General features: G+C 38.2%; 12 protein-coding genes. 8 read left to right on the forward strand and 4 right to left on the reverse strand.

The features are described 5' to 3' along the window. Positions 1 to 37: 37 nt before the first annotated feature. Both AAHH40_RS06210 and pilM read right to left on the reverse strand, forming a co-directional pair. Positions 38 to 568 carry a hypothetical protein gene (locus tag AAHH40_RS06210; RefSeq protein WP_342219809.1) on the reverse strand — a complete coding sequence of 177 codons (531 nt, stop codon included), beginning with the start codon at positions 566 to 568 and terminating at the stop codon, positions 38 to 40. Further along, positions 531 to 1,436: a type IV pilus biogenesis protein PilM gene (gene pilM, locus AAHH40_RS06215; RefSeq protein WP_342219810.1), complete on the reverse strand. Its 906-nt coding sequence runs from the start codon at positions 1,434 to 1,436 to the stop codon at positions 531 to 533. Before pilM ends, AAHH40_RS06210 begins: the two co-directional genes overlap by 38 nt. Positions 1,437 to 1,774: 338 nt before the next feature. Between pilM and AAHH40_RS06220 the strand changes: the two genes are divergently transcribed. Continuing rightward, a complete protein-coding gene (locus AAHH40_RS06220; RefSeq protein ID WP_342219811.1) occupies positions 1,775 to 4,252 on the forward strand; it encodes a penicillin-binding protein 1A in 2,478 nt (825 codons plus the stop codon). Positions 4,253 to 4,254: 2 nt separating this feature from the next. On the opposite strand, the gene AAHH40_RS06225 is transcribed toward AAHH40_RS06220, so the two are convergent. After that, positions 4,255 to 4,689 (reverse strand): TlpA disulfide reductase family protein, encoded by a 435-nt coding sequence (locus AAHH40_RS06225; protein ID WP_342219812.1) that lies wholly within the window; start codon positions 4,687 to 4,689, stop codon positions 4,255 to 4,257. Between the two features lie 463 nt (positions 4,690 to 5,152). Here AAHH40_RS06225 and AAHH40_RS06230 point away from each other — a divergent pair, with 463 nt between their 5' ends. The 4 genes from AAHH40_RS06230 (at position 5,153) to uvrD (ending at position 9,953) form a co-directional block, all read left to right on the forward strand. Further along, positions 5,153 to 5,881, forward strand: a complete 729-nt coding sequence (locus AAHH40_RS06230; protein ID WP_342219813.1) for an ABC transporter ATP-binding protein — start codon at positions 5,153 to 5,155, stop codon at positions 5,879 to 5,881. Beyond that, on the forward strand, positions 5,881 to 6,750 hold the full coding sequence (locus AAHH40_RS06235; protein WP_342219814.1) for an ABC transporter permease: 870 nt from the start codon (positions 5,881 to 5,883) through the stop codon (positions 6,748 to 6,750). The genes AAHH40_RS06230 and AAHH40_RS06235 overlap by 1 nt, the downstream gene beginning before the upstream one ends. After that, positions 6,726 to 7,703 (forward strand): ABC transporter substrate-binding protein, encoded by a 978-nt coding sequence (locus AAHH40_RS06240; protein WP_342219815.1) that lies wholly within the window; start codon positions 6,726 to 6,728, stop codon positions 7,701 to 7,703. The genes AAHH40_RS06235 and AAHH40_RS06240 overlap by 25 nt, the downstream gene beginning before the upstream one ends. A 78-nt stretch (positions 7,704 to 7,781) precedes the next feature. Beyond that, positions 7,782 to 9,953: a DNA helicase II gene (uvrD, locus tag AAHH40_RS06245; RefSeq protein ID WP_342219816.1), complete on the forward strand. Its 2,172-nt coding sequence runs from the start codon at positions 7,782 to 7,784 to the stop codon at positions 9,951 to 9,953. A 163-nt stretch (positions 9,954 to 10,116) separates the two neighbouring features. Here the strand turns inward: uvrD and AAHH40_RS06250 are convergent, their stop codons facing one another. Then, positions 10,117 to 10,677 (reverse strand): Smr/MutS family protein, encoded by a 561-nt coding sequence (locus tag AAHH40_RS06250; RefSeq protein WP_342219817.1) that lies wholly within the window; start codon positions 10,675 to 10,677, stop codon positions 10,117 to 10,119. Between the two features lie 100 nt (positions 10,678 to 10,777). On the opposite strand from AAHH40_RS06250, the gene AAHH40_RS06255 reads away from it, so the two are divergent. Genes AAHH40_RS06255 through AAHH40_RS06265 form a run of 3 tightly spaced genes read left to right on the forward strand, consistent with a single transcriptional unit; the run spans position 10,778 to position 12,933 of the window. Continuing rightward, the gene (locus tag AAHH40_RS06255; protein WP_342219818.1) at positions 10,778 to 11,947 is read left to right on the forward strand and encodes a penicillin-binding protein activator; all 1,170 of its coding nucleotides are present in this window, start codon (positions 10,778 to 10,780) and stop codon (positions 11,945 to 11,947) included. Next, a complete protein-coding gene (locus AAHH40_RS06260) occupies positions 11,947 to 12,345 on the forward strand; it encodes a YraN family protein (protein WP_342219819.1) in 399 nt (132 codons plus the stop codon). Before AAHH40_RS06255 ends, AAHH40_RS06260 begins: the two co-directional genes overlap by 1 nt. Before the next feature lie 3 nt (positions 12,346 to 12,348). Further along, positions 12,349 to 12,933: a phosphoheptose isomerase gene (locus AAHH40_RS06265; protein ID WP_342219820.1), complete on the forward strand. Its 585-nt coding sequence runs from the start codon at positions 12,349 to 12,351 to the stop codon at positions 12,931 to 12,933. Positions 12,934 to 12,935: the final 2 nt, after the last annotated feature.

A 12,935-nucleotide genomic window follows, 5' to 3' on the forward strand; every position in this document is an offset into this window, starting at 1 on the left:
CATTTTTAATGTATGTTATCTTAATTTCATAAATCGATTAATTTTTATCAAACAGCATTTGAGCTATAAAATCTGTTTGAATGTCCTGAGACTTTCTGAGCATCCACCATTGCAATTTTGGATCAAATTTAAATTGTAACAATTTAATAAATTTTAAATATTCTTTCTCTGAGTTCGCATGCATTACTAAACTTAAATAAGGTGCATGAAATTCGATAAAACGTACAAAAATATCGGGGGTTATTAAATGTTTAAGCTGTACCATAAAATCTAAAATTTTTTTAATTTGGTGATGGTTAGCCCGAATAATCCTTACAATTTTCTGCAGCTCTTTTGCTGAAAATTGTAATTGCTTTATTGCCTGTATTGTAGGTGATAGTGTTTTAATCTGTAATAAAATCCCATCAGAAGCTAGTTGATAGTGTTTTATCTGTTGAATAATTAAAATCTTTGCAGTAAATAATAAAATAATACACGAGCATGAAACTCCAAACCAAACAATAAAAAATTGCCTTATTTTTAACTTGTTCCTATGCTCCCGCCATGGTAATAAATTGATTTGCTTCATAATATTTTCCTTGTTTTAAAGCCAAACCGTAACTTAAAAATAAATTTAAAAAATTCTGCCTTAATTTACTTGTGCTTAATTCAGAACCATAGTTAATCTGATTTCGATGTTTTAAAGTTTGCACATTTAGATCTAGAAATCCGTCTAATTTATTTAATAAATAAATTAACAGGGAATTATTAACGCCAATAAGAAAAAGTTCTCTTAAAATGCGATAAGGGTAGGCTAAGACAAACTTCTTTATACTGCGTTTAATTTGCAATAAAATAGATTCTTGTTCAAGGATATTGATTAGATTTTCACAATAAACCATTGTTTGAACACCATTGAAAAACAATAATGCTATCTGACTCGCCCCTATATCCAGTAGGATAGTATTTTCATTTATCTTGCCAGGATAAAAAAAACTATAAGCTCTCTCTAAAGCAAATGAACTCACTTCTACTGCAAGAGGAATTAAATTTGCTTGTTTAATAATATCTAAACGAAAATCTAAGTGTTTTTTATGACAGGCTACTATTAAAACTTTAGAATTTTCTTGACTTTCGAGTAATGGTTTAAAAATTTGATAATCTAAATAAAGTTTATCTAGAGGATACGGAATGAATTTTTCTATCAATAATTCAATTGATTCTTCAATACGCTGACAATCAATGTGATCTATCTGCACCCACTTAGTACATACGAGAATATCAGGAATATTCACTATACAATTTCTTATATGATTTTGCTCCAGTAGTGTTCCCTTCAAGATAGTGGCGATTTGAGTAACATCTTTAGTCTGAGAAGATGCAACTGGGGTAGGAATTGCTTGAATAGCATATCGTTTAAGCTCATTGTGGCGACCTAAACTAACCCATTTGATCATACTACTACCTATATCCAAACCTATGGTAGCATCATTATTTTGAGTATTTTTAAATCTATCCTTGAAAAAATACATATTCTTTTATTTGTTTAACCTGGTATCAAACTTATTCTTCTTTTATTATGCATCTAAATAATATATTGTCAATTAATTAATACATAACTTATGAATTGCCGTTGTGTTTTAATAAGAATTAGACTGAAAAAATCTACCCTACTTTCTTTTAATTCAAATAAAGTGTACAAAGACCTCATTACACACTATTTTTATTAAAACCCTTGTTTAAGAGCAATGTCACTTACGCTATCATAGAGCCCAGCTAATCAACTGTTTTCATTATGAAACGATCGAATCATTTTTTCCGTAATTTTTTTTTGATGCTGTTAAGCCTTTTTATCACGCTTATGGTGGTAGGAAGTCTGCTTTATATTTATCTTGATAAACAATTGCCCGATGTTGAGGAATTAAAATCGGTACAACTTCCTATCCCAATGCGGATTTACACCAGCGATGGACAACCTATCGCTGAATTTGGGGAGTTACATCGAAATCTTGTTAGGTTGAATGAAGTCCCTAATCTGATGGTTAAAGCTTTTTTAGCCACCGAAGATCAGCGCTTTTTAGAACATCATGGGGTTGATTTTTATGGTTTATTACGTGCTGCAGGTGAAGTGTTACTCACAGGAAGTAAGGTACAAGGAGGAAGTACTATTACCATGCAAGTTGCGCGTAATTTTTACCTATCTCGAGAAAAAACTTTTTTAAGAAAATTTACTGAAATTTTACTTTCTTTAAAAATCGAACGGGAATTTACTAAAGAACAAATTTTAGAACTTTATCTCAATAAAATTTTCCTTGGAAATCGTGCTTATGGTATCGCTGCTGCTGCACAAGTTTATTTTAATAAAACACTCAATCAGCTCACACTCCCAGAAATGGCAACTATTGCCGGTTTACCAAAAGCTCCTTCTGCCATCAATCCGCTAGTTAACCCCATCGGCGCAAAACAACGTCGCGATCATGTCTTATTGCGTATGTATGAGTTGGGTTATATCTCCAAAACGGTTTATGAGGCTGCTATAGCCACACCTATGTTGACGCATGCATCAACAGATACGGGAGGAATGATTAAAGCACCTTATGTCGCTGAAATGGCACGTGACATGATGTACAAAAGTTTTGGCGAGGATATTTATTTAAAGGGTTATAACGTTTATACCACGATCAATTCAGCCCAACAAATTGCCGCTGATAAAGCCTTACGCACTGGCTTACTAGCCTATGACAAACGACATGGGTATAGAACACCAGAAAAAAACATAGCTCCATTAGATGCAAACAAAGTCACTCATACTTTAAATGCATTGCATCGAGTTGCTTCCATCAGTGATTTACAAGCGGCTATTGTTATTTCTGTGACTGATCAAGCTATCACTGCTCTTTTAGTCGATAATCAAATGATTTTTATTCCCTGGCAAGGGGTAGCATGGACTATGCCTAGTCTTGACGTCACTAATTTAAATCCGCCTCCAGGAGTCTTAAAGAATAAAGTCCATGTCGGCGATGTTATTCGTGTCCAGTTAACTGCCAATAACACCTGGGAATTATCGCAAATTCCAAAAGTGCAAGGGGCTTTAGTCGCATTAAATCCACAAACAGGCGCTATTACTGCACTGGTCGGTGGCTTTGATTATAACTTAAGCAAATTCAACCGTGTCGTTCAAGCAGAACGACAACCAGGCTCAGGATTCAAGCCTTTTATTTATGCAGCTGCCTTGGCAAAGGGTTATACGCTAGCAAATGTTTTTAATGATGCCCCCCTGGTATTTGATATACCCGGCCACGATGAACCTTGGCGACCACAAAACGATGATCATAGTTTCAGAGGTCCGACGCGTTTACGCGTTGCTTTAGCTAGATCCGTCAATCTTATATCCGTTCGATTATTACAAGCCATCGATGTCCCCTACGTATTAACTTATGTAAAACGTTTTGGTTTTAATCCCAAAAAATTACCGCGTAATCTCACCCTGGCACTTGGAACCGGTGAGGTCACTCCTCTTGAATTAGCTCGTGCTTACGCTGTTTTTGCCAATGGCGGCTATCGGATAACGCCATATTTAATTGATCATATTACCGATGAACAAAGTCAAATCATTTATAAAGCAGAACCTAAAATAGCGTGTGAGGCTTGTTTACAAGGGGAAATAACACCTCCTTTAACGGATGAGAAAGAAAGTCCTTATGCACCGCAAGTCATTCCTGCTGATATTGCTTTTCTCACGACCTCCGCCTTAAAAGATACTATTCGTTATGGAACAGGACACCAAGCTCATGTTTTGAATCGGAACGATCTTGCTGGAAAAACTGGTACAACCAGCGATTATGTCGATACATGGTTCACAGGGTTTAATAGTAATTTAGTCGCTAGTGTTTGGATAGGATTCGACCAACCGAGTTCTGTTCATGAGTATGGTGCGAAAATTGCATTACCTATGTGGATTGATTTTATGCGCGTCGCATTAAAAGGTCAGCCTGAAAAAACCATGCCTCAACCCACGGATATCGTGACAGCAAGCATCGACCCCGTTACCGGTAATCTATTACCTGATGGCACACCAGGCTCTATCTTAGAATATTTTCGCAAAGATGATTTAACAAGAATATCGACACAAGAAGATACAACTCCATTTAATGCGATTGATAATCCTGGTGAGATGCCTATAGATAACAGCAATACCGAAACTCAAATACAAACTGAATCCCCTGCATCCGAAAAGCAGGATAATAATCCAAGCAGTGAACCAGTTTTTTAAGCTTATAAACCAACGGCTCTTTCTAAACTGCGTTTAGTTTGCGGTCCTTCTAATACATGTTTCAATCGACCATCCGGTCCAATAACAAATGTAGTGGGTAAGCCCGATATACCACGTATTCCGAAATTAGCTTTAGGATCGTTAACTAAAGTAGGGAATATAACGCCACTTCGTTGTATATGCTGCTGCAAGTTACCTGGATCATCATAATTAAATCCAAACATCGCAACCTGATCAGCATGCGCTCGATAAAATGCATTTAGTTCAGGTATTTCACCCATGCAATACTCACACCACGTTGCCCAATAACTAATGACCACCCATTTACCATTATAATTTGAAAGATTAAGATCCCTTACTATGCTCGCCCCCCATGCCAGACTAGATATACCTAACAAAATGCTGGTTAATAGCACTAATTTAAAAATTTTACGCATACTATTCCTCACAGTAGAAATGGAATCGATCAATTTTGTGGCATAACACTTAATAATTTTATTAGGTTTTAAATTAGAAATTAGTGCGAGCAATCCATTAAACTTCAATTTTTGTAATAACTCAAGTGCTTAGCCTCTGTTCAAACTTCACACAGACGGATAAAACTTCGAAATAAACAGGTATTTCTCACCCAATTTACCTAATAGCTCTTTCATTTTGCTAATGAGCTTGTTACGATGCGTCCTTTCGCTTAGGGGTGCTTGCCTCCATGTGTAAAACAAAAGCATTTTAATTGAGTTCTAGGCGAATTGGCTTTGAGAAGCGGAGTTTACATAAGTAAATGAGTATTCGAAAAGGCAATTCAACAACGAAATCAATTAAAAGACGAATGTTTTATGTAGGGTCTAGCTGAGAAATACCCTTGTATACCTGATCGGGATAATGCCCGCGTAGGAAAAGTGTATGTTAAAATCACCCGCTGTGTTGGTAGGCAACGCAAGTTTGCACTACCAAGATAAAACTCTATTTGACCATTTAGACTTCCATTTAGCAGCGGGACAAACGACTTGTCTATTAGGTAGGAGCGGAATTGGTAAAAGTCGTTTTCTACAATTAATCGCTGGATTTATCACCACATCAGCGTCTATCACTGCCTGCGATCAGCGGGGCTTATCGGGTCGATTAGCTTATATGCCTCAAACGCATACTTTATTACCTTGGCTAAATATTTTGAACAATGTTGTACTGGGGTATCGTTTACGACGCACAAAAAAACCTTACGCCCAAGCTCGCGAATTACTTGTACAATTAGGCTTAGAGAACACTTTGGATAAATATCCAGCACAATTGTCTGGCGGGATGCAACAACGGGTTGCTTTAGCGCGCGTACTTTTAGAAAAGCGACCTATCGTACTAATGGACGAACCCTTTTCTGCCTTAGACAGCATTACTCGTTATCAACTACAAGAACTCACTGCACAGGCATTAAAAAATCATACGGTATTATTAGTCACACATGATCCATTAGAAGCATTGCGTTTAGGACATCATATTGCAATCATGTCGGGCACGCCGGCAAAAATAAATTATCTAAACTGCGAACTGAAAGACGCACCACCGCGATCGTTGAATAATCCTGAATTATTACAATGGCAAGCTAAGCTCTTGCATCATCTGCAGGAGCTGAAATAATGGTTCCATTTGTTCTTTTAATTAATCAATTCATCAATGGAATTGCGCAACTACAAAATTGGCTTTCGTCCTCATGGATTTCAAAATTCATTGCGAGCAAACAGTTACTTTTAAGAATATATTCCTTATTTTTTCATAAATTTTTCATCCCTATTTGGTTTATTATCATTTGGGAATGTTTGATTCGTATTTTACAATTACCTAATTATATATTGCCTACTCCCTTTGAAGTACTAAAAAGTCTTATTGATCACGCAACGCTGATTACATCACAGACTTTACCTACGTTGGTCGAAATTCTTTTTGGCTTATTTTTTGGAATTTTGCTAGGTGTAACTATTGCGCTTAGTATGAGTTTATTCCGAACATTGCATAACTTCTTACTCCCTTTATTATTGGCCAGTCAAGCTTTGCCCGTATTTGCAATTGCTCCCCTACTGGTACTTTGGTTTGGTTATGGCGTAACGGCTAAAATTATCACCACCACTTTTATGTTATTTTTTCCTATTACCAATAATTTTCTCGATGGCTTAAAGCAAACGCCAGAAAATTACTTAAACATGGCTGAGATTATGAATAGTAATCGCTGGCAAATTTTGTATCAAATCCGTATTCCTGCGGCATTACCAAATCTTGCTTCTGGTATCCGGCTGGCAACTGCTATGGCTCCCCTAGGTGCCATTATCGGAGAATGGGTTGGCTCGAATCAGGGCTTAGGTTTTTTATTGTTAAATGCCAACGCGCAGATGCAAATTGATCTCATGTTTGCTGTATTGCTGGTTATTTTTTTTCTAGGAATCTTATTATATTTTTTTGTGGATACTTTACTCAAGCTGGCTTTGCCATGGACCGAATCATCCAAAAAATAAAAACTTTATTTATGCCAATACAAAAAAAATTTATTCTTATAGTGAGCTTTTTGTTATTCACTAGTAACGCCTGGGCTAAACCGTTAACGTTAATCCTAGATTGGTTGGTTAATCCTGATCATGCGGCAATTTTTGTGGCAAAAGAGCAAGGATTTTTTGCCCGCGAAGGGATACAAGTCAATATTATCGCGCCGAGTAATCCTGATGATGGCCCTAAACTAGTAGCCGCAGGTCATGCTGATTTGGCGGTTAGTTATCAACCACAATTGGTGGTACAAGCCGCAAAAGGACTACCTTTAATACGCGTGGCTAGTTTAATAAACCAACCTTTAAACTGTTTGATTGTAAAAAAAAATGGGCCTATTCATCAGCTTGCCGATCTGAAAGGCAAACGTATCGCTTATACATCCCACGTTGAAGGGACAATGATGCTAAGCGCATTGCTAGAAAAGGCGCACTTAACGATGCGCGATGTACAAACCATTAATGTGCAATATGATTTAACGCAAGCTCTATTAAGCGATCGCGTCGATGCCGTGATTAATGTGATGCGCAACGTAGAACCTTTACAGATGCAATTTGCTCATCAACCGGTAAAGATCTTTCCAATCGAGTTAGCGACAATTCCAACTTATGATGAATTAATTATCATCGCCAATAAAAATAAATTATCTGATCCACGTCTTAGTAAATTTTTAATAGCCCTCGACAAAGCAACCCAATATTTGCTCAATAACCCAGAAAAAAGCTGGGAAGTATTTGCAAAAAATCACCCCGCCTTAAACAAGGCGTTAAATCATCAAATTTGGCAAACTACCTTACCTTATATTGCACGTCATCCAGTTAATTTCGATAAAAAAGATTATACAAAATTTATGTTATATCTATATCAAAAGCGTATCATCTCACAACCTTTAATGACCGATAAATATGCTACGGAGTTGACCTATTAAAACAAAAGTATGCAATAAACTTTTGTCGCTGGAAAATAATCATGCAAGACGATAGAAATTTCGTTACAATCACCGGCTATGTCTAATCCTAATCATCCCTTATTAGAGTCTTTAAATAAGGCTCAACAACAAGTCGTTGCTGCTCCCCAGACACATTTATTGGTACTAGCCGGGGCGGGTAGCGGAAAGACTCGTGTGTTAGTCCATCGTATTGCCTGGTTAATCAATGTGGAAAATATATCTCCACATAACATTCTTGCTGTCACCTTTACTAATAAAGCCGCGGGAGAAATGCGTCAACGCTTGGAAAATTTGCTCGATATCCCGATGCGCATGATGTGGGTGGGTACGTTTCATGGACTTGCTCATCGCTTATTACGTCAACATTGGGAAGCCGCTGGATTGCCACAGGCATTTCAAATATTAGATAGTGATGATCAATATCGCGTTATTAAACGAATTCTGGTTGGCCTGAATTTGGATGAAGCACAATGGGCACCGAAAAAAGTACAATGGTTTATCAATCAACAAAAAGATGAAGGAATTAGACCTAGTCAAGTAGCTAATGCGAATGATCCCTATACCAAAACCTTAGTTCGTATCTACCAATCCTATGAAGAAATTTGCACTCGAAATGGTGTTATCGATTTTGCCGAACTCATTTTACGTAGCTATGAGCTTTTTATTAAAAACCCCGATATTTTACATCATTATCAAGAACGTTTTCGACATATTTTGGTTGATGAGTTTCAAGATACTAACACCATTCAGTACGCTTGGTTAAAATTATTAAGTAATGGAAAAAACTATTTAATGATAGTCGGTGATGATGACCAATCGATTTATGGGTGGCGTGGCGCGCGCGTAAAAAACATTCAAGACTTTACTCGCGATTTTCCAGATAATCAGGTGATACGACTCGAACAAAATTATCGTTCAACCGGCGTCATTTTAGCCGCTTCGAATGCATTAATAACACATAATGACGGCCGTTTAGGTAAAAAACTTTGGAGCAGTGGCGGACAAGGTGATCTGATTTCACTTTATGGTGCGTTTAATGATTTAGATGAAGCACGATTTATTGTCAACCAAATTAAACAAGGCTTAAAAAAAGAACTGCGACCTAATGAAGTTGCTGTTTTATATCGATCAAATGCTCAGTCACGCGTGTTAGAAGAGGCCTTAATCTCAGCACAAATTCCTTATCGTATCTATGGTGGATTACGCTTTTTCGAACGCGCTGAAATCAAAGATGCCTTAGCCTATTTACGCTTAATTGCTAATCGTAATGATGATCCGGCTTTCGAACGTGTCGTCAACACTCCGACACGGGGTATTGGTGATCAGACCTTACAAATGTTACGGTTGGAAGCACGTGCTCAAGGTATTTCTTTATGGCAAGCCGCTGAACATTTATTAACTAACCAAACCTTAGCCGCGCGTGCAGCGAATGCATTAACTCTTTTTATCCAATTGATCGACAAAATGGATGAAGATACTAAGGCATTAACGCTGGCCGAACAAACAGAGCAAGTTCTTTATAGCAGTGGTTTGTTTAGTCATTACAAAAAAGAAAAAGGCGAACGCGGTCAAGCCCGTATCGAAAACCTTGAAGAATTAATCAACGCTACCAGGCAATTTGTACCTGAAGACAGTAGTATTTCTATTTTATCTGCCTTTCTTGCGCATGTTGCACTAGAAGCAGGTGAACATCAAGGCGACACGACACAAGAGTGCGTGCAATTAATGACCTTGCATTCTGCTAAGGGTTTAGAATTTCCCTGGGTATTTTTATGTGGCATGGAAGAAGGATTGTTCCCACATCATATGTCTCATGAAGAACCTGGTCGCTTAGAAGAAGAACGTCGACTCTGTTATGTGGGAATGACGCGTGCCATGCGTAAATTATTTCTTAGTTATGCGGAAGTAAGGCGTTTACATGGTACTGAAAGTCATCATCGACCTTCTCGGTTTATTTCAGAAATTCCCAAAGAATTATTAGCAGAAGTTCGATTACGTACCTCTGTTATTAGACCTACACAAACATTAAGACCCGCAAAAAATTCCGTTCGTGATTCAATAGGTGATACTGGATTACGTATCGGACAAACGGTGACACACCCAGTATTTGGAGAAGGAACGCTGATCGATGCTGAAGGGCGCGGCGAGCATATGCGCCTACAGATTAAATTTAACAATGCCGGTACGAAATGGCTGGTAGCAAGTTACGCTAAATTAGCTGCCAAATAAAGATACTCTTTCCCTTTCCAAAGTTAAAAATTAATGCGCATGTCATGGCGAGGCCGAAACGTTAGTGAGGCCGTGGCCATCTCTGGATTGCCACGCACCTACGGTGCTCGCAATGACGATGAATAATTTACGCGCTCGCAATGACAAAAAAAACCTTGCTTAATCATTTCACGTGATGATTTCGGCGTAATAGTACATACAATGCCCCCGCCCCACCATCCCGTGGTTGCGCGGAAGAAAAAGCCAATACCCATGGAATTTGCATTAACCAGCAATTGACATGATTTTTTAATTTGGCTCCCGATAGATTGAGCTTTCCCTTCCCATGAATGATGCGCACACAGGTATAATTGTGTTCGCGACTGTGTAACAAAAAATTGAGCACAGCCCTTCGTGCTTGATCTACAGTCATTTGATGTAAATCTAGATAATCCGATTGGCGTATGCCACCCTGCGTTAAATGTTTAATGCGTTTATTCTGCAAGCCTGGTCGACTAAAAAACAACCGATCTTCAGATCCTATGTTTAACTCGGTTGGATCAAAAAGCGCTATCGAGATTTGTTGATTTTCATCTTTTAGATTAATTAATTTTGCCTTATCGACCAGAGTAATAATTTTTTTTTGTTTATTTTTTCCATGGAATGACTTAGTACGCTTCACATCCTTCATTGCTTCCCTAAAAAATGCCAGATCCTCTTTATCAGGCGGAACAGGTTTATTCATAAGCGATTACCTAGATAAGCAAAATTTTCTGAAGCATTGCGTAAAAGTAATAGAATAAACTATTATTAACACTGCCGTTTAAAATTTGACTGGAAAGCGTGTGTCTTTTTCATTGATGAATCGATTATGTTTAACCATAAGCTTATTATTGCTAAGCTCAGGTCTTACGGCTTGTGCTAGCAATTCTAGCCGTGTGCCTAATCCAGTCTTATCGAACAATCAAAGCTCTCTAATATCGACACCAGCTGTTCCTAGCAATAATGTGATACAACCTATTGCCTTGCTGCTGCCACTACAAGGTCCCTTAGCTAATATTGGTCAGTCAGTGAAACAAGGTTTTTTAGCTGCCGCTGAGGAAAATGGATCATCACCGCGTATTATCCTCATAGACACCAGTGTTGAATCTTCGATACAAGCAGCTTATACGCAAGCTGTAGCAAAAAATGCGCAAATAATTGTCGGTCCACTACTGAAGCCTCAAGTACAAAGCATTGCCGGTTTACAAACCACCGTTCCTATTTTAGCATTGAACTATTTAAACTCTGATATTAGTACACCCCCAGAGCTATACCAGTTTGGTTTATCCCCCATCGACGAAGCACAACAAGCTACCAGCCATGCCTGGCAACATGGAAAACGTTCTGCACTCATCATGACTGCCAATGGCAATTGGGGATCGCAGATAGGTGAAGCGTTTGCACAACAATGGCAAGCTTTAGGGGGAAACGTTGTCGGTCAACTGTCGTTATCGCAAAACCCTGCTGATATCACTAAGCAAATCAGTCATTTTCTACATTTTAAACCTCCGCATGATAGGCGTACTGATTTTGATGTGATTTTCTTAGCGAGTAGTCCGCAAATAGGTCGCCAAGTCAAACCATTACTTAAATTCTTTTATGCCGGTGATATACCGGTTTATGCGACAGCGTCGATCTATAGTGGGATACCGGGATCCCAGCGTCCTGATAAAGACCTGAATCAAGTTATTTTCTGCGCTGCTCCCTGGTCACTAGCTAACGACAAAATTGAACCCAATCTCTACCAACAATTAAACTCAGCTTCTCCAGAAAGTTTTAATCGAAACAGTAAGTATTATGCCTTAGGTATTGATGCATTTCACATTATTCAGCAACTAGGGCGTTTAAATCAGTCCCCACAACAAAGGCTGGAAGGTACAACAGGAATGCTTTCATTAAATAGTCAACATCGCATCTCTCGCCAATTACCCTGCGCACAATTTCGTAATGGGAATTTAGTCCCTATCGATTAATGACGATATCTATCGATACAAAAAAACTAGGTAATCAAATCGAAGGCTTAGTTTGTGATTATTTACGACGGCAAAAACTTAAATTAATCGCGCGTAATTATAAGTGCCGCTTGGGTGAAATTGACTTGATTATGCGTGATCAAACCACCTTAGTTTTCATAGAAGTTCGTTATCGACAACATCAAAATTTTGGTAGTAGCTTAGAATCAGTCAATTTTATTAAACAAAATAAAATCATCAAAACTGCAGAATTTTACTTATTATCTCACCCATTATCCGGAAATATGACCTGTCGTTTTGATGTGGTGGGCGTTAAACTCGCTACGCAAAAATTAGCGAGTATTTCCAAACTGGACTCGGCTCAAGTAGAATGGATAAAAAACGCATTCTCTAGGTAATCTATGAATCTAATAGCACGTATTAAGACCCATTTTTCTGAGAGCATACGCACAAAATCGGATGCCGCAGAAACACTGCCCGAAATAATTTTGGCGGCCAGTGAACTATTCGTTGAATGCCTATTGAATAATAATAAAATTTTGGTCTGCGGCAATGGGGGCTCTGCGGCAGATTCACAGCATTTCGCCTCAGAAATGATTAACCGTTTTGAAACCGAACGTCCGAGTCTACCTGCGATTGCCTTAACTACAGACACTTCAACCATTACCTCTATTGCGAATGACTATAGCTATAGTGAAATTTTTGCCAAACAGATTAGAGCCTTAGGCCAAGCCGGCGATATTTTATTAATTATTTCGACGAGTGGTAACTCCGAGAATATATTGAAAGCCTGTGAAGCCGCGCAAAGTAGAGACTTAAAAATTATTGCCCTCACCGGCAAAGAAGGCGGGGCCTTAGCTGGATTGTTAAGCTCCACTGATATTGAAATCCGCGTTCAAGGCACATCTACTGCACGCATACAAGAAACACATTTACTCATCATTCATTGTTTGTGTGATTTAATCGATAAGCAATTATTCGGTTGACC

This window comes from Rickettsiella endosymbiont of Miltochrista miniata, from assembly GCF_964031245.1.
In the GTDB taxonomy this organism is placed as follows: Bacteria; Pseudomonadota; Gammaproteobacteria; order Diplorickettsiales; family Diplorickettsiaceae; genus Aquirickettsiella.